Below are 17,644 nucleotides of genomic sequence, written 5' to 3'. Positions count from 1 at the left end.
AACAGTTTAAAATTAACAACAGTTATGAAAAGCATATCAGAACTACTTTCTGAAAAAATATTGATACTCGACGGCGCCATGGGAACCATGTTGCAAGCCTATCAATTCGAAGAATCCGATTTCCGTGGAGCCCGTTTTAAAGACTACAAGACGCTTCTTAAAGGAAATAACGACCTACTTACTCTCACGCAGCCCAATGCTATTCGAGAAATACACAGCCAATATCTCGACGCGGGTGCCGATATAATCGAAACGAATACTTTTAACAGCAACAGTATTTCCATGGCCGACTATAACATGGAAGCGCTCGTTTATGAACTCAATTTCGAAGCCGCAAAACTTGCCAAAGAACTAACTAAGACCTATTCCGAAGCAAATCCTGAAAAGCCGCGATTCGTTGCCGGTTCTATTGGCCCCACGAACCGCACCGCAAGCATGAGCCCCGATGTTAACCGGCCCGGTTTTAGAGCCGTTACCTTCGACGAACTTAAAGACGCTTACGCGGAACAAATTCAAGCATTGGTTAATGGTGGTGTAGATCTTTTCCTTGTAGAAACCATTTTCGATACGCTAAATGCAAAGGCTGCTCTCGTTGCCATAGCCGAATGCAACGAAAAGCGTACCGAGCCAATTCCCGTTATGGTGTCAGGAACAATAACCGATTTGTCGGGCCGATTGTTATCCGGGCAAACGCTCGAAGCTTTTGTTTACAGTATTGAACACCTGCCACTGCTTTCCATTGGATTAAATTGTGCCTTGGGTGCCGAGCAACTGTTTCCACACACACAATTACTGAATCAAATTGCCAATTGCCATGTGTCCGTACATCCTAATGCCGGATTGCCCAATGCATTCGGTGCTTACGACCAGTCGGCCGAATTAATGGCAAATCATCTTACGCCTTTCTTCGAAGAAAATCTGCTAAACATCGTCGGCGGTTGTTGTGGAACTACTCCCACACATATCGCCGCTTTAGCCCAACTTGCGCACAAATACCAACCTCGAAAAGTAACTAGCACCTATGCTCGATAATTCTATCAATTTTCCAGATTCGCTGCCATTAAAGCTTAGTGGTTTAGAGCCGTTTGTGATTTCCGATACTACCAATTTCGTAAATATCGGAGAGCGTACAAACGTAGCTGGTTCCAAAAAGTTTTTAAATCTGATAAAAAACGGCGATTATGCTGAAGCTGTTGAAATTGCACGTAAACAAGTACTCGAAGGAGCGCAGATTTTAGATATCAATATGGACGAGGCTTTGCTCGATGGGGTAGAAGCTATGGTTACGTTTATCAACCTAATTGCCTCCGAACCCGATATTGCACGAGTTCCGATAATGGTCGACAGTTCCGACTGGGATGTTCTTGAAGCCGGATTAAAATGCTTGCAAGGAAAAGGAATCGTGAATTCGATATCCTTAAAGGAAGGTGCAGAAAAGTTTATCGAGCAAGCCAAAATCATCAGAAAGTACGGAGCCGCGGTTTTAGTTATGGCTTTTGATGAAAAAGGTCAGGCCGACACGCTCGAACGCCGCATCGAAATTTGCAGTCGGTCGTATCAGATTTTGACTGAAATCGTTCGTTTTCCGCCGCAAGACATCATATTCGATCCGAACATTTTCCCTGTCGCAACAGGAATGGAAGAGCATCGGAACAATGCAACTGATTTCTTCAAAGCCACACTTTGGATTCGTCAGAACCTGCCACACGCTAAAGTTAGTGGAGGAGTAAGTAACGTTTCTTTTTCGTTTCGAGGAAACAATACCGTTCGTGAAGCCATGCACGCAGTTTTTCTCTATCACGCCATCAAACACGGTTTAACGATGGGAATTGTGAATCCGGAAATGCTGGTAATTTACGAAGATATCGAAGCCGAACTCAAGGAAGCTGTGGAAGATGTTATCTTGAACAGACGTGCCGATGCGACCGAACGCTTACTCGATATTGCACCCAATTATGCCGCGTCTAAAAAGCAAGAAACCAAAACTGCCGATTGGAGAAATTCAGACCTTCAAAGTCGGATTACTTACAGCTTGGTGCACGGTGTCGATGCATTTATCGAAGAAGATACCGAAGAAGCCCGCAAATTAGCCGAATTACCTTTACAAGTCATCGAGAATCAGTTGATGAATGGCATGGGTGAGGTAGGTGAACTCTTTGGAGCTGGAAAAATGTTTCTTCCACAAGTTGTTAAATCGGCTCGTGTTATGAAGAAGGCGGTTGCTTATTTGTTGCCCTATATCGAAGCATCTAAAAGCGGAAAAAGCTCCAGTGCAGGAAAAATTGTCATGGCAACGGTTAAAGGGGATGTGCACGATATTGGGAAGAACATTGTGGGCGTTGTGCTGGCATGCAATAATTTTGAGATTGTCGATTTAGGTGTGATGGTACCCACGCACCAGATTATCGATACAGCAATCGCTCAAAATGCCGACGCCATTGGCTTAAGCGGATTAATTACGCCTTCGCTGGAAGAAATGGTGCAAGTTGCAAAAGAACTTCAACGACGTAAACTTAAAATTCCTTTGATTATTGGTGGGGCAACAACTTCGCGCGTGCACACAGCCGTTAAAATTGATCCGGAGTACGACGGTTTAGTGATTCATGTGAACGACGCATCGAAAGCCGTACACGTTTGCGCTCAAAGTATAGGAAAAGATGCTGAAACGTATCAAAGCGACATCAAATCGGAATACAAACAGTTGCGCGAAGGCTATTTGAGTAGACAATCGGAAAAGAAGCTACTTTCTTTAGAAGACGCACGTAAAAATGCCTTGCAGCTGAATTTTACGAACGAAACCGTTGTTCAGCCCAAGTTTTTAGGAACGAAGCAAATTGATTTTAACGTAGAAACCTTACTCGATTATATTGACTGGACGCCCTTTTTCCGTTCATGGCAGTTGTTCGGAAAGTTTCCGGAAATACTCGAAGATCCGATTGTTGGTAAAGAAGCAACTGCCTTGTTTAATGACGCTAAAGCAACGATAAATCGGTTGATCGATGAAAAGCAAATTACAGGAAAAGGTATTTTTGGATTGTTTGAAGCCAATCGAATTGACGACGATATAGAAATTACCACAACGGAAAAACAGAAGTTTAAGTTGCTCACTTTGCGTCAACAATCTCAAAAAACGGCCACAGCACCCAATTTAGCCTTGGCCGATTTTATTGCACCAAAATCAGCGAACATTACCGACTACATAGGCTTATTTGCAGTGTGTACCGGTTACAATGTAGAAGAAAAAGCAGCGGCATTGCGTGCCTCGAATAACGACTACGAAGCGATTATGCTGCAAGCGTTAGCCGATCGTTTGGCTGAAGCCGCTGCCGAGTATTTACATCAACTGGTTCGAAAGGAATTTTGGGGATATGTGGAAACAGAAGCACTAAGTAACGACGATTTAATCGCAGAACGATACGTGGGTATACGACCTGCTCCCGGTTATCCCGCTTGTCCGGATCATCTTGAAAAGCAAACCATTTGGGAAGTTCTAAATGTGGAACATGAAATTGGTGTGTCTTTAACTGAAAGCATGGCCATGTTTCCAACGGCTGCCGTTTCCGGCTATTATTTCGCACATCCGAATAGCCGTTATTTTGGTTTGGGAAAAATTGGAAAAGACCAACTGGCAGATTATGCCAACCGAAGAAATATTAGTATCAATGAAGCCGAAAAATGGCTTGCTCCCATCTTAACATCATTATGAAAATAACTGAGCACATACAAAACGCACAAGCAACTTTATTCTCATTCGAGATTTTGCCGCCGCTTAAAGGCGAAAACATCGATTCGATTTTTCAAAGTATCGAACCTTTGATAGAATTTAAACCGCCGTTTATCGACGTAACGTACCATCGGGAAGAAGTGGCCTATACCGAATTACCCGGCGGCTTGTTGAAGAAGCGCATTGTAAAAAAGCGACCCGGAACCGTGGGTATTTGTGCGGCAATTCAGAATAAATACGGTGTCGATGCTGTTCCGCACATTCTTTGTGGCGGATTTTCGAAGGAAGATACCGAGAACTTTTTGATTGATATCGATTTTTTGGGAATTGAAAATGTAGTTGCCTTACGCGGCGATGCAGTAAAGAACGAAATTTATTTTAGGCCAGAACCTGATGGGCACAAATACGCATCGGAATTGGTAACTCAGATTGTAGCATTAAACAACGGTATTTATCTCGACGAAGAGTTGGAGAACAAAAGCAAAACCAACTTTTGTATTGGTGTTGCTGGCTATCCGGAAAAACACATGGAAGCTCCTAATTTGGATACCGATATTGCATTTTTAAAGCAGAAAATCGATGCCGGTGCGCATTATGTAGTCACACAAATGTTTTTTGACAACCAGAAGTTTTTTGCTTTTGTGGAAAAATGTCGTGCCGCAGGAATTACGGTTCCGATTATTCCTGGATTGAAGCCGCTAACGTCGTTAAAACAGTTAAGCATGATTCCGCAGCGTTTTCGTGTTGATTTGCCCGACGAGCTCATTTCGGAACTGTACAAAACAAAATCGGCCGATGCAGCCAAACAAGCCGGAATCGAATGGTGTATCAGCCAAAGCTTAGAACTCAAAAAAGCAGGTGTGGAAGTCTTGCACTACTATTCGATGGGTAAATCTGAATCGATCTCAAAGATTGCCAAGGCGGTGTTTTAGGGGGATTGCGAGATTTAAAGATTTCGAGATTTAAAGATTTCGAGATTTCGAGATTAAAAGATTAAAAGATTAAAAGATTAAAAGATTGAAAGATTGAAAGATTGAAAGATTTTAGATTGAATGGTTTCGAGAATGTATAATTTTTTGTATTTCGGGGTGCCGGCGCTTCTTCTATCGTGCACGGCTACGCCAAACGGTCGCTGAGCTTGTCGAAGCGCCGTCGCGCTATCCGCTATATCTTTTTGGCATCACAATGGTGGAAAATCATAACGCCAAAAAGGATGTCGCTTCTATCGCTCACCCGGCAATCGTAGCAATAATAATGAAAGATTAAAAGATTGAAAGATTTCGAGATTGAAAGATTTTTTAAAAGTTATATAAACGTTATTTTTTAAACTTAATCTCTTTAAATGTTAAATCTCATTTAATCAATGAATTGTATTGGGTAATATTGCAATATTACGTATGTTAAAAAATTGTCTTGAATATACTGTTTTAACAACGATTGTTCGGTAACGATTTTGCGGCCCGGATGGCAGCGGAAAGCCTTGCCTAAACTGGGGCGTACAAAAGCAAAAAGCGCACAGCGACCAAAGGAAGCTCGTGCGCTTTTTAGCTTTTGCCGACCTGAGTAGGCAAGCTTGTAGCGAACAGCCGGAACTGCCGCCCAAAAAATTATGAATTCGGATTCGAAGTTAGTTCGCGGAAAATCTTTTCCAGATTCTTGTTTTGCTGTGCTAATTGCAGTGTTTTCAATCCGTTATCGTGAGCAAAATCGAAAACCGTTGGGCGCATATCTTTCGTAGCTTCGAAAGTAAGCTCCCATTCGAAACCGTTGTAGGTGCGGTACGACTTAAGATGCGGCATTTGCGAAACGGCTTCTTCCTCGATTTTATAATCGAATTCCACAAAAATAATCTGCGTACCGCCATTTTCAGTTAATTCGCGCAGTTTTTGATCGGCGACGATACTGCCTTTATTGATGATGATAACTCGATCGCACATCGATTCGACCTCCTGCATGATGTGCGTGCTCAAGAAAACCGTTTTGTTTTTGCCAACTTCCTTGATCAGATTGCGGATTTCGACCAACTGATTCGGATCCAGACCCGTGGTAGGTTCGTCTAAAATAAGCACTTCAGGGTCGTGCAACAGCGCATTTGCCAAGCCCACGCGTTGGCGGTATCCTTTTGAAAGTTGCGAAATTTTCTTGTGTGATTCTGATTGCAAACCGGTAAGATCGATAACTTCTTGAATGCGATTTTTAGCAACGCGAAATACTTCGGCGCTAAACTCCAAGAACTCGCGCACGTATAAATCGGTGTACAGCGGGTTGTGTTCGGGCAAATACCCAACCGATTTACGCACATCTTGAACTTGAGTTTTAATGTCGAAACCGTTTAAGGTGGCCTCGCCGCCATCGGGATGCACATAAGTTGTTAGAATTTTCATCAAAGTTGATTTTCCAGCGCCGTTTGGTCCTAAAAAACCGACAATTTCTCCTTTACGCACTTCAAAACTTACGCCTTTAAGCGCCTGTTCTGTTCCGTACGACTTTGTAATTCCTGTTACTTGTAACGACATGACTCAAAAGATTTGCCTGCAAAAGTAACCACTTTCTAAACGATTCTTTATCTCTTGTTAACATCGAATTAGCGATTTGTGTAATTAGAGTACTTTTGTATCCAATTTATTCGGCATGTCACAATCAGATTGGTTTCAAGCATACAAATCGGCAGCACAATTTTTAATCGCGGGTCCGTGTAGTGCCGAAACTTTTGAACAAGTATTGGAAACCGGTTTGGCATTGCGCCAACAATCGGTTGATTTTTTTAGAGCAGGAGTTTGGAAACCTAGAACGCGGCCCGGAGGTTTTGAAGGTGTAGGCGAGGTAGCCTTACCTTGGTTGGCTGAGGTTAAGAAGCAAACCGGTTTAAAAATTGCCATTGAAGTGGCTTCGCCGGCACATGTAGAGGCTGCGGAAAAATTCGACATTGATATGTATTGGATTGGTGCACGAACTACTGCAAATCCGTTTGCCGTGCAAGAATTAGCTAATGCTTTACAAGGAAGCAATAAGATTGTTTTGTTGAAGAATCCGGTGAATCCCGATTTGTCGTTATGGATTGGAGGCTACGAGCGTTTGCAGAATGCAGCTATTCAAAGTTTAGGTGTTATTCATCGCGGCTTTTCTACGTATCCGAAATCAAAATATCGAAACAGTCCGGAATGGCAAATTGCAATTGATTTTCGTCGAGAATTGCCGGATGTTCCGATGATTTGTGATCCGTCGCACATGGCTGGGAAACGCGAGTATTTGGCAGAACTCACCGATATTGCGCTGAATTTGCATTACGATGGTTTTATGATTGAATCGCATCCAAATCCTGATGCTGCTTGGTCGGATGCGGCACAACAACTAACGCCCGCCGCTCTGGAAGCTTTTATGCGAAACCGAAAGAAAGCAGTTGCCGAAACGACAAATACCGAGTATTTAGAAGCGATTCGCTTGTGGCGAAGTCAGATCGATGTTACCGACGCACTCTTACTGGAATTACTCGGTAAGCGTATGGCGATTAGCGAAAAAATTGGCATTCTGAAAAAGAATTACGGTATTTCGGTATTGCAAAACGATCGTTGGATGAAGGTTTTGGAACACATGCAAAGCCAAGGACAGCAAAACAACTTAAGCGATTCGTTTATTCGTATTTTCTTTAAAGCCATTCACGAAGAGAGTATTCGCAAGCAAGTAAACGCGAAGTCGGAAGACTAATAGTAAACATTTACATTTTTACATCTAAAAACTTAGCTGATTTATATCGACGCATCCTTTCATTTCTGCTAATTTTGAGCCGATGATTGGACGTGTATATAAATCGACCGGCAGTTGGTATTCGGTAAAAACCGAAGACGGTACTCTTGTTGAATGCCGAATCAAAGGGAAATTCCGAATTAAAGGAATAAAAAGTACTAATCCGGTTGCGGTTGGCGACGAAGTGACTTTGGAAATCGATTCCGACGGACTCGGAGTAATCACCGCTATCGCGCCACGACGTAATTACATTATTCGGAAGTCGGTTAATCTCTCCAAACAAGTTCACATTATTGCCTCGAACATCGATCAGGTTTTTTTATTGGTTACGATTGGAAATCCGCCTACAACTACAACGTTTATAGACCGTTTTTTGGTGACCGCTGAAGCTTACGACATTCGTGCTGCTTTGCTTTTTAATAAAATAGATGCGCTGTCGGAAGAAGAGCTCGACGAGCAGTTGTACTTGCAACATATTTATCAAGAAATTGGTTATCCGTGTTATCGAATTGCGGCTTTGGCAGGAAAAGGAACCGATGTATTGAAGGAGCTCATGATTGGCAAAACAGTAATGATCAGCGGGCATTCGGGTGTTGGGAAGTCGACTTTGGTAAACGCGCTTGAACCAGGTTTGAATTTGCGAACAAAAGAAGTGTCGGAGCAAAGTAAACAAGGTCAGCATACCACCACTTTTGCTGAAATGTACGATTTGAGTTTTGGCGCAACCATCATTGATACGCCGGGAATTAAAGGTTTTGGTGTTGTGGAGATTGAACCTAACGAATTGAGCGACTACTTTCCCGAATTTTTCAAGTTGAAAGATCAGTGTAAGTTTAATAATTGCTTACACAAAGACGAACCCGGTTGTGCAGTAAAAGCGGCTTTAGATGCCGATGAAATAGCATGGTCGCGGTACAAGAGTTATTTGCAGATTTTAGAAGGCGACGAAGACGGTTATCGAGCGGATGTGCACCAAGCTGATCGGATAAATAGCGATAAAACCAGACAATAATGCGTGCGGTTCTACAACGGGTTAGCGAAGCATCGGTAACCATAAACGGTAAACTACATTCGGAAATACAAGATGGTTTGTTGGTGCTTTTAGGAATTACGCACAACGATACCGATGAAGATATCGAGTATCTCGTCGGAAAGATTACGAATATGCGAATTTTTAGCGACGAAGCCGGATTGATGAATAAGTCGGTTGTAGATGTTCAAGGTAGCATTTTAGTTGTTAGTCAGTTTACCCTTCACGCAGCTACAAGAAAGGGAAACCGACCGTCGTTTATAGCAGCTGCGAGGCCGGAGCAAGCGATTACGTTATACGACAAGTTTCTTTCTAGGTTGGAAAGTACATCAACTGTAGCGGTAAAAGCGGGCGTTTTTGGTGCCGATATGAAAGTTCGGTTGTTGAACGATGGCCCGGTAACTATCGTGGTGGATTCGAAAGAAAAAATTTAACATTTAGTAAAATAGAATCTTAAAATTTTCTAAAAAAATATACTATATTCGCCTTTATTTTAAAGGCTTTTTTGTGCGATTAAATGTATTGTTGTTGTTCTGGTGCTGTTTAGCATTCGGACAAAAGTCAAGACCCGATTTGGCGGTCTCAAAAATTGATAGTTTACTAGTTAAAGGTGTTGATGCAGTAGTCCGTCATTCGAATGTGACTTATTCTGTTTTAGATCAAGATAAAATGGTTGTCAATACCGAACGAACGGTAACTGCTTTCAACAACACGGGTATGGGGTTTGTAGATTTGATGGAAGGCTACGGGAAGCATTCTAAGGTTCTTGAAATAGAGCTACAAGTTTATGATGCTGCTGGAAATTTGCAAAAAGTATATCGAAAACGGGATTTTAAAGACGAAGCAGCATTTGACGGATTTAGCGTTTTTAGTGATGATAGGGTCTTGAATCTAGATCTAAACCCTCCAACATTTCCCGTTACGTGTAGGTTCACCAGTAAAGTTGAGAATGAATCGACCGCATTTGTTCAAGCTTTTATGCCCCTCGTTGGTACAAGATGTAGTGTAGAGTATGCAGTTGTTTCATTTGAGCTCGCGCCGGGTTTGCAGTTGCGGCATCATGCTAACGAAACGGCAAAGTCTCTGGTTGCTATTTCTTCAGATGGTCTTACTTTTAATTGTAGCAAATTAAAGCCAGTTGTCTACGAATACCTCAGTGAATCGTTTTTAAATAACGTGCCCTTTGTCCGGTTTTCATTTAATAAATTTGCTTTAGAAGGCGTAAAAGGGGAGGCGTCTGATTGGAATTCTTGGGGGAAATGGTATTATAACGCACTTCTAAAGGGAACAGATGAACTACCAACAGCAACAAGAGAGGCCATTGTTCAATTAACAAAAGACGCTAAAACCAAAACCGAAAAAGCAGCTTTGGTTTATGATTATGTAAAGAAAAAAGTTCGCTACATCAGTGTTCAAGATGGAATTGGCGGGTTTAAACCCATGCTCGCATCCGACGTCGACCGGCTTTCGTATGGCGATTGCAAAGCGCTCACTAATTACACACGTGCATTGCTAAAAGCTGCCGGAGTCCCATCTTTTTTTACAATCGTTTATGGAGATGACGACAAACGCAGTATTGATAAAAACTTTGTTTCACTACAAGGGAATCATGCCATATTGGCGATACCTGAAAACAACGACTACATCTGGGTCGAATGTACAAGCCAAGATTTACCATTCGGTTTTGCAGGTGCCTTTACCGCCGATCGAGATGTTTTAGTGATTAAAGACGAATTAGGTGGTGAAATTGCACATACTAAAACTTTTAAGCCAGAAGATAATACTAAGAAGATTGTAGGTTTAGTGAATATAAATAGCACTGGAGGAATGAAATCGGCTGTAAAGATTGAAAGCTTTGGCATTCATTTCGATAACAACTACAGAATCCTAAACTACGATGCAAAAAAAAGAGACGAACGGTACAAGGAAATGTTCTCAAGTATTCACGATGCGTCAATTCAGAATATCAAACTAAGTCGCGAAGATACCGATCCAAAGTTTGTGGAAGAACTTGAGGTGGTTTCTGAGAATTTTATTGAAAAAGCTGGCGAATATCACTTGATCCGCCCAACTGCAATTATTGAGCCGGTGTATATTCCCAAGAGAATACGCAATCGTAAAACTTCCTTCATAATCGACGAGCCAGAAGTTGAAACTGCTTCGATAACTGTGGTTCTAGCCGATAATCAAAAATGGGATATCCTACCCGAAAACATTAATATAAACTCCGAATTTGGAACCTACAGTATTTCTTTCCAAAAAGTAGATGAAAAATCCTGTAAAGTGCTTCGAACACTCTCCCTTAAGAAAGGTGTCTTCAGTGCCTCAGATTTTGACAAATACCGTAAATTTTTAGAACAAGTAAATAGATCTGATCAAAGCAAATTGATCGTTAAAATTTAAGAATATGAGAAAATTCTTCCTACTTACACTAGGATTGCTAACTACTAGTGTATTCTGCCAAAAATATAGTCTGGGTGATGTTACACTAGAAGAACTTAGAGAGAAAGTTTGTCCAATTGATACGGCTGCAGCAGCAAGTTTTTACTTTAAAAGTACAACAGTGTTCTTTCCACTTGATGTAGAGAATAGCTTTAAATGTGAGATTAAGGTCAAACAGAAAATTAAAATATACAAAAAAGACGGCTATGAACTAGCTACAGTAGTAATTCCGTTCTATAACTCTTCTGATACACGTGAAAAAGTACAACTGATATCCGGAATAACCTATAACGAAGAGGGCGGCAAGATTGTTAAAAGCAAAATTAAGGACGATGGCGTTTTTGTAACGGAAAGAAATAAGTATTGGTCAACTAAATCTTTTGTTTTTCCCAATGTAAAAGAAGGCTCCATTCTTGAATTAGAATATTATATCGATTCTCCGCGCTTTTGGGGAATTCCAGACTTTGAATTTCAAGAAGATGTACCTGTTCTTGCTGCCAAAATGGTTACTGTGATACCTGAGTACTACGATTTCAGAGTAAGCTCGCGCGGAAATTACGCTCCCACCACATCTAAATCAAAAAAATCGCGAATTGAAGTTCAAGGAAAATGGAATTTCGAAGAGTACGTCAGTACTTATGAGATGAAGAATGTACCTGCACTTCCAGACGAACCTTTTGTATCGAATATCGACAACTACAGATCTTCCCTCACATTTGAGTTAGCATCTTTAAGAAACGCAGATGGTCAGGTGAAGAACTTTTCAACAGATTGGGCATCAGTAGCTCAAGGTATTTATAAAAACGACTTTACCGAACAATTAGCTGCTAAGAATTTTTACGAAGAGGAGCTCGATGCGGCCGTAAAAGATGCTGCCACTGATTACGATCGCTTGCTCGCTACAATCAAATTTCTAAAGTCTAAAGTAGCTTGGAATGAAATGAACGGTGTTTATTCTGATGATGGAATAAAATCTGCATACAAGAAGAAAGCTGGAAATTTCGCACAGCTTAATTTGCTTCTAATTAATATGTTACAACACTTAAAGATCAAGGCCGATCCCGTGTTAATAAGTACCAGAGCAAACGGAATTCCACTGTTCCCAAGTACAGAGGCTTTTAACGGAGTTATTTGTATTGCAAGAATTAATAATGTAAAATACCTTATTGATGCAACCGACAAAAATCCAATTCCAAACCTGCTGCCTACTAGAGATTTAAACTGGATTGGAAGATATATATCTAAAGATGGCTATACCGAAGAAATTAATCTCATGCCAACTACGCCTTCAATAAATGCCGTTACCATGATGGGAAGCCTGTCTGCAAATGGCAATTTGAAAGGAAATATGAGAAAACAATATACCGACCATATGGCCAAAAGGTACAAGCTAGATGAGAGCGCGGAAGCGACCGACGCGTATCTCGAAACCTTGGAAAAAGAATTATCTGGAGCCGTTATCGAGAACTATAAAAAGACATTCCAAAATGATAATTCGTTTTCGTTTATCGAAAGTTTCGCATTTGAAAGCGAAGGAGTTTGCGATATCATAGCGGGAAAACTACAACTAAAACCGCTGCTTTTCTATACAACTACCGAGAATCCGTTTAAACAAGATTACAGAGAATCTCCAATCGATTTTAGCTTTCCTAGCCAACATAAAGTTACATACATACTAACAATTCCAGATGGATACGTCGTCGAATCGCTACCAACTCCAATATCAGTCTCTCTTGAAGATAAATCGCTAACATACCGATTTAACTGTTCCAATGAAAATAACACCATTAGAGTAACAGCAACAACCGATATCAACCAAGCTATTCTTCCCGCTGAAGCGTACCCAGCAATAAAAGCTATCTTTGCAAAAATGGTGGAAGCCGAAAAACAACGAATTGTTCTTGCAAAGAAATCATAATGGAAATCACAAACCTGCAAAAAATTGTCGACGATTGGATTCAAAACCACGGCGTTAGATACTTTAACGAACTCACAAACATGGCGCAACTTACCGAAGAAGTCGGTGAAGTAGCCCGAATCATCGCACGCCGATATGGTGAACAATCCGAAAAAGAATCCGACAAACAAAAAGATCTCGGCGAAGAACTTGCCGACGTCCTCTTCGTAGTCCTTTGTCTCGCCAATCAAACCAACACCGATTTGCAAGCTGCCTTTTCCAAGAAAATGGAGCTGAAAACAAAACGCGATCACGACCGACACCAGTCTAACGAGAAATTAAAATAATGACGCTACGGTTGCAGGCAAACAATTTGAAGTCGGGCGTTACCCTAAACTTGCCCGGCTCCAAATCTATTGCCAATCGATTACTGATCCTGCAACAGCATCACCCAGAGCTCGTTCTTGCAGCATTACCCAAGGCCGACGATGTCCGGGTTTTACAACAAGCTCTCGACACCAATTCTCAACACATCGACGTGGGTCATGCCGGAACCGCCATGCGATTTCTTACCGCATTCTTAGCAGTTACAACTACGCAAAAACGAACCATTACCGGTTCCGAGCGCATGCAAAATCGACCCATAGGGCCGCTCGTCGATGCCTTGAATAACTTAGGGGCAAAAATTAATTACCTCGGAAAACACGGATTTCCACCACTTGAAATTCTGCCGCCAACAGCATTGCACAATTCCGTACAAATCGATGCCAGCGTCTCGTCTCAGTTCATTTCGGCTATTTTGCTCAATGCCGCAGTTGTACCAAAGCCGTTTCAAATTAAATTGGCGAATTCAGCAGTTTCCCAAAGTTACCTCGATCTTACTGTCGATTTGCTGCTAAATCTTGGGTATGCCATCGAGCAAACGTCGACCGAAATCAACGTTCTACAAACACCAATGGCAACTAAGCGAACGTATGTCGTGGAAGCCGATTGGTCGGCCGCATCTTACTTTTACAGCATCGTTGCCTTGGCAGAAATCGGATTTGAATTGAATCTCGCACAGTTGCAGCAAAACTCCAAACAAGGCGACGCGCACACAGCACAGTACTACCGCCATTTCGGTGTTGAAACAACCCAAACAGCAACGGGTATTTTGATTCGCAAAGTGAGCAAAGCTGATGCTGCCATCGATTTCAATCTCGAAAATCAGCCGGATATTGCGCAAACCATCGCTGTTACCGCTGCAACGCTTGGCTGTAGTTGTAAACTTACGGGCTTAAAAACGCTGGCCATTAAAGAAACAAACCGACTCGCCGCGCTGCAAACCGAGTTGCAAAAGTGCGGAGTTACCGTATTACTAACATCCGACTCGTTAAGCTTTTCCGCAAGCCAATTCGTTCGGCCAACTGCACCCATCGAAACGTATCAAGATCATCGAATGGCCATGGCTTTTGCACCTATCGCCACGCGTACCGAACTGCAAATCAGCAATCCAGAAGTGGTTAGCAAATCGTTCCCAGATTTTTGGGACGAACTGGAGAAAGTAGGTTTTTCCACCACAATTGTTTGATTTTTTTGGGGGTGCCGGCGCTGTACGTGTAGTTTTCAACAAATCGTTCTCACTTTCACAAATCGTTTAAAAACTACTTTTTTGGCGCCGTCGCGTGCTCCATTGTATCTTTTTGCCAAAACTATCTTGGAAATTCCGTACGGCAAAAAGGATGTCATTGCGCCCGCTCACCCGGCAATCGTTTCCAAAAAATCGATACTTTGAAATTTTGAGTACAATATCTCGAATTTCGACTTTGTAAAAATTAAAACGTAATATTGTAATATTACCTTGTGTAAAATATTGAAATACAACTTTAGAATTAAAAAATAGTTTCGTTTAATTTCTTTGGTTTACGATTCGAAAAAGATAACTTTTTTCGGCAACGTTTTTCGTGGTAAGGACAGCAGCGGAAAGCTTGCGAACGGCTTTTGCGCACCGGAACCGAAGTGGCACAGCGACCGCAGAAGCTGCAAACACGAGTGTGAAGGGCGCAAAAACGAAGCAACTTGCAGCGAATGGCCTGACGGCGGCTAAGTACTTCCACCGTACGTATGCCGCCGGACCACCCAAAAACCCCTAACAATTCGCTTTACTTTGTTTTTGCGCAGCTCGCAAAGTGCCATAAATGCTAAGATTTTCAAAATAAGCCGTCTTTTACTTGACAACGCCTATTTCGCGATAGTATATTTGCAGCCGCTTTGAAAACAGCTTTGCAAAAAGCACTAAATCAAATAAATGAAACTATCACACTTTAATTTTAATCTTCCAAAAGAACTTTTGGCGGAATTTCCTGCTGAAAATCGCGACGAATCGCGCCTTATGGTCGTAAATCGCGCCACAAAAACCATCGAACACAGAATGTTTAAAGACATTATCGAGTATTTCGATGAAGGCGATGTGATGATTATTAATAATACTAAAGTTTTTCCTGCACGTTTATACGGAAACAAGGAAAAAACAGGTGCTCGTATCGAAGTTTTCTTGCTGAGAGAACTTAATTCAGAACAACGCTTATGGGACGTTCTGGTTGATCCGGCGCGTAAAATACGTATCGGTAATAAATTGTACTTCGGCGACGACGATTCGTTAGTTGCTGAGGTTATCGACAACACGACATCGCGTGGGAGAACTTTACGCTTTTTATACGATGGTTCTTACGAAGAGTTCCGTGCGAAACTAAAAGAATTGGGCGAAACACCGATTCCAAAATACATTAACCGCGAAGTGCAACCTGAAGACGCCGATTGGTACCAAACCATTTATGCTAAAGAAGAAGGAGCTGTTGCGGCGCCAACTGCGGGCTTACACTTTTCTAAACACTTATTGAAGCGTTTGGAAATTAAAGGAATCGACTTTGCTGAGGTAACTTTACACGTTGGTTTGGGAACATTCAATCCAGTTGAGGTGGAAGACCTTTCGAAACACAAAATGGATTCGGAAGAATTGCGCATCACGCAAGAAGCCTGCGACATAGTAAATCGCGCAAAAGCAAATCGCAAGAAAGTGTGCGCTATCGGAACAACTTCGATGCGTGCCATCGAAAGTTCGGTTTCTTCGGCAAGAACATTAAATCCGTACGACGGCTGGACAAACAAGTTCATTTTTCCACCGTACGATTTCTCTATCGCCGATTGTATGGTAACCAATTTCCATACGCCAAAATCGACATTACTGATGATGATCTCGGCCTTTTGTGGTCACGATTTAATGAAAAAAGCATATGAAGAAGCCGTAAAAGAACAATACAAATTCTTCTCGTACGGCGATGCGATGTTGATTCTTTAAGAATTCGGCAATATACCATTTATGAAATCGAGGCAGTTTTGTCTCGATTTTTTTTTATGCTTTACTGAATACTTGTTTCAGTGACATTTTGTGCGATTTTCAAAAATCGATTGCGAGAAAATAGTTTTTTGAAATTCTTGCGCAGATTTCAGTTCAAAATCGTGCTTATCACTATTTTTACGCCACTTCAATCGAAAATTATGGTATTTGAAAATACGCTCGAATTCGCACAAAAACTCGATGCCCAAGATGCATTAGCACCGTATCGCCAGCAGTTTATCTTTCCGCAGCACAACGGTAAAAACGTAGTTTATTTTACGGGAAATTCGTTGGGTTTACAGCCAAAATCGGCACAGAAATTTGTTAACGATGTAATGAATGATTGGGCAAATCTGGCCGTTGAAGGTCATTTTTACGCCGAAAAACCGTGGTGGGATTATCACGAACGTTTTGCCGAGCCACTCTCGAAAATCGTTGGAGCAAAGCCGTCGGAAATAACAGTAATGAATACGCTCACCGTGAATTTACATTTGCTCATGGCGAGTTTTTACCGACCTAATGCGACGCGCTTTAAAATTATTTGTGAAGAGAAGGCGTTTCCTTCCGATCAGTACATGATTCAATCGCAAATTCAATTCCACGGATTCACGACCAGCCAAGCACTCGTCGAAGTTAAAAAGCGCGAAAACGAACACCAGCTGCGTATCGAAGATATTTTTGCCACAATCGATGCACATGCCAACGACACTGCCTTGCTACTTATGGGCGGCGTAAACTACTACACAGGGCAAGTGTTCGATATGCAAGCCATAACCAAATACGCGCAAGAACGCGGAATTATTGTGGGCTGGGATTTAGCACACGCCGCCGGGAATATTGAAATGCAACTACACGACTGGAATGTTGATTTTGCCGCATGGTGTTCGTATAAATACATGAATTCCGGGCCAGGAAATGCATCGGGCTGCTTTGTTCACGAACGCCATCACAAAAGTAATTTACCACGCTTAGCCGGTTGGTGGGGACATAACAAAGAACGTCGATTTAAAATGGAACCCGAGTTCGATCCGGTTCATGGTGCCGACGGTTGGCAGGTAAGTAATTTACCCATCTTATCACTCGCTCCTTATCTCGCGTCGGTAGAGCTTTTCGCAGAAGTAGGAATGCCAGCGCTCGTTGCCAAACGCGATCAGATTACGGCATATCTCGAATTTATCCTAAACGACGTTGCCCAAAAAACAAACGGAAATTTCGAAATCATAACTCCCGCAGCACGCGCCTCGCAACTATCAGTTTTTCTGCACGGGCAAGGTCGAAAATTATTCGATTATTTAATGAAAAACGGAGTTATCACCGACTGGCGTGAGCCGAACGTAATCCGTTTAGCACCCGTTCCGCTGTATTGCAGCTACGAAGATATGTTTCGATTCGGAGAAATTTTAATGGCGGGAATCCAAGAAATCAATTAAA

Annotated in this window: 13 protein-coding genes; 12 read left to right on the top strand and 1 reads right to left on the bottom strand. The window is 42.0% G+C overall.

All coding sequences use genetic code 11. The features are described 5' to 3' along the window. Window positions 1-24 precede the first annotated feature (24 nt). From Q0064_RS01255 to metF, 3 genes are read left to right on the top strand one after another with little or no spacing between them, the layout of a single operon-like run. On the top strand, window positions 25-1,032 hold the full coding sequence (locus tag Q0064_RS01255) for a homocysteine S-methyltransferase family protein (protein ID WP_298143086.1): 1,008 nt from the start codon (window positions 25-27) through the stop codon (window positions 1,030-1,032). Continuing rightward, window positions 1,022-3,706, top strand: a complete 2,685-nt coding sequence (metH, locus tag Q0064_RS01250; protein WP_298143084.1) for a methionine synthase — start codon at window positions 1,022-1,024, stop codon at window positions 3,704-3,706. Before Q0064_RS01255 ends, metH begins: the two co-directional genes overlap by 11 nt. Beyond that, window positions 3,703-4,656 carry a methylenetetrahydrofolate reductase [NAD(P)H] gene (metF, locus tag Q0064_RS01245; RefSeq protein ID WP_298143081.1) on the top strand — a complete coding sequence of 318 codons (954 nt, stop codon included), beginning with the start codon at window positions 3,703-3,705 and terminating at the stop codon, window positions 4,654-4,656. The genes metH and metF overlap by 4 nt, the downstream gene beginning before the upstream one ends. Window positions 4,657-5,331: 675 nt before the next feature. On the opposite strand, the gene gldA is transcribed toward metF, so the two are convergent. Next, complete coding sequence (gldA, locus tag Q0064_RS01240; protein ID WP_298143078.1) at window positions 5,332-6,240, bottom strand: gliding motility-associated ABC transporter ATP-binding subunit GldA; 909 nt, start codon at window positions 6,238-6,240, stop codon at window positions 5,332-5,334. Window positions 6,241-6,355: 115 nt separating this feature from the next. On the opposite strand from gldA, the gene Q0064_RS01235 reads away from it, so the two are divergent. The 9 genes from Q0064_RS01235 to kynU all read left to right on the top strand — a co-directional run bounded on the left by Q0064_RS01235 (window position 6,356) and on the right by kynU (window position 17,643). Next, window positions 6,356-7,429 (top strand): chorismate mutase, encoded by a 1,074-nt coding sequence (locus tag Q0064_RS01235; RefSeq protein WP_298143076.1) that lies wholly within the window; start codon window positions 6,356-6,358, stop codon window positions 7,427-7,429. An 82-nt stretch (window positions 7,430-7,511) separates the two neighbouring features. After that, on the top strand, window positions 7,512-8,480 hold the full coding sequence (rsgA, locus tag Q0064_RS01230; protein WP_094486045.1) for a ribosome small subunit-dependent GTPase A: 969 nt from the start codon (window positions 7,512-7,514) through the stop codon (window positions 8,478-8,480). Beyond that, a complete protein-coding gene (gene dtd / locus Q0064_RS01225) occupies window positions 8,480-8,932 on the top strand; it encodes a D-aminoacyl-tRNA deacylase (protein ID WP_298143071.1) in 453 nt (150 codons plus the stop codon). Before rsgA ends, dtd begins: the two co-directional genes overlap by 1 nt. 73 nt (window positions 8,933-9,005) lie before the next feature. Further along, a complete protein-coding gene (locus Q0064_RS01220) occupies window positions 9,006-10,901 on the top strand; it encodes a DUF3858 domain-containing protein (RefSeq protein WP_298143068.1) in 1,896 nt (631 codons plus the stop codon). Between the two features lie 4 nt (window positions 10,902-10,905). Next, the gene (locus tag Q0064_RS01215; RefSeq protein ID WP_298143065.1) at window positions 10,906-12,858 is read left to right on the top strand and encodes a DUF3857 domain-containing protein; all 1,953 of its coding nucleotides are present in this window, start codon (window positions 10,906-10,908) and stop codon (window positions 12,856-12,858) included. Continuing rightward, entirely contained in the window at window positions 12,858-13,184 is a 327-nt protein-coding gene (locus Q0064_RS01210; protein WP_094486039.1) for a nucleotide pyrophosphohydrolase, read from the top strand. Before Q0064_RS01215 ends, Q0064_RS01210 begins: the two co-directional genes overlap by 1 nt. Next, the gene (locus Q0064_RS01205; RefSeq protein WP_298143060.1) at window positions 13,184-14,407 is read left to right on the top strand and encodes a 3-phosphoshikimate 1-carboxyvinyltransferase; all 1,224 of its coding nucleotides are present in this window, start codon (window positions 13,184-13,186) and stop codon (window positions 14,405-14,407) included. Before Q0064_RS01210 ends, Q0064_RS01205 begins: the two co-directional genes overlap by 1 nt. Before the next feature lie 717 nt (window positions 14,408-15,124). Beyond that, window positions 15,125-16,174: a tRNA preQ1(34) S-adenosylmethionine ribosyltransferase-isomerase QueA gene (gene queA, locus Q0064_RS01200; protein WP_298143057.1), complete on the top strand. Its 1,050-nt coding sequence runs from the start codon at window positions 15,125-15,127 to the stop codon at window positions 16,172-16,174. 200 nt (window positions 16,175-16,374) lie between these two features. Beyond that, window positions 16,375-17,643 carry a kynureninase gene (kynU, locus tag Q0064_RS01195; RefSeq protein WP_298143119.1) on the top strand — a complete coding sequence of 423 codons (1,269 nt, stop codon included), beginning with the start codon at window positions 16,375-16,377 and terminating at the stop codon, window positions 17,641-17,643. The last annotated feature ends 1 nt before the right edge of the window (window position 17,644 follow it).

This window comes from Flavobacterium sp. (assembly GCF_027490375.1).
Taxonomy (GTDB): Bacteria; Bacteroidota; Bacteroidia; order Flavobacteriales; family Flavobacteriaceae; genus Flavobacterium.
The sequence above is the reverse complement of the archived record's forward strand: the minus strand, read 5'-3'. Positions and strand labels throughout refer to the sequence as shown.

Coding starts and splice junctions, on each gene's coding strand:
- Q0064_RS01255 (WP_298143086.1), top strand. CDS start 25: ATGAAAAGCATATCAGAACTACTTTCTGAAAAAATATTGATACTCGAC.
- metH (WP_298143084.1), top strand. CDS start 1,022: ATGCTCGATAATTCTATCAATTTTCCAGATTCGCTGCCATTAAAGCTT.
- metF (WP_298143081.1), top strand. CDS start 3,703: ATGAAAATAACTGAGCACATACAAAACGCACAAGCAACTTTATTCTCA.
- gldA (WP_298143078.1), bottom strand. CDS start 6,240: ATGTCGTTACAAGTAACAGGAATTACAAAGTCGTACGGAACAGAACAG.
- Q0064_RS01235 (WP_298143076.1), top strand. CDS start 6,356: ATGTCACAATCAGATTGGTTTCAAGCATACAAATCGGCAGCACAATTT.
- rsgA (WP_094486045.1), top strand. CDS start 7,512: ATGATTGGACGTGTATATAAATCGACCGGCAGTTGGTATTCGGTAAAA.
- dtd (WP_298143071.1), top strand. CDS start 8,480: ATGCGTGCGGTTCTACAACGGGTTAGCGAAGCATCGGTAACCATAAAC.
- Q0064_RS01215 (WP_298143065.1), top strand. CDS start 10,906: ATGAGAAAATTCTTCCTACTTACACTAGGATTGCTAACTACTAGTGTA.
- Q0064_RS01210 (WP_094486039.1), top strand. CDS start 12,858: ATGGAAATCACAAACCTGCAAAAAATTGTCGACGATTGGATTCAAAAC.
- Q0064_RS01205 (WP_298143060.1), top strand. CDS start 13,184: ATGACGCTACGGTTGCAGGCAAACAATTTGAAGTCGGGCGTTACCCTA.
- queA (WP_298143057.1), top strand. CDS start 15,125: ATGAAACTATCACACTTTAATTTTAATCTTCCAAAAGAACTTTTGGCG.
- kynU (WP_298143119.1), top strand. CDS start 16,375: ATGGTATTTGAAAATACGCTCGAATTCGCACAAAAACTCGATGCCCAA.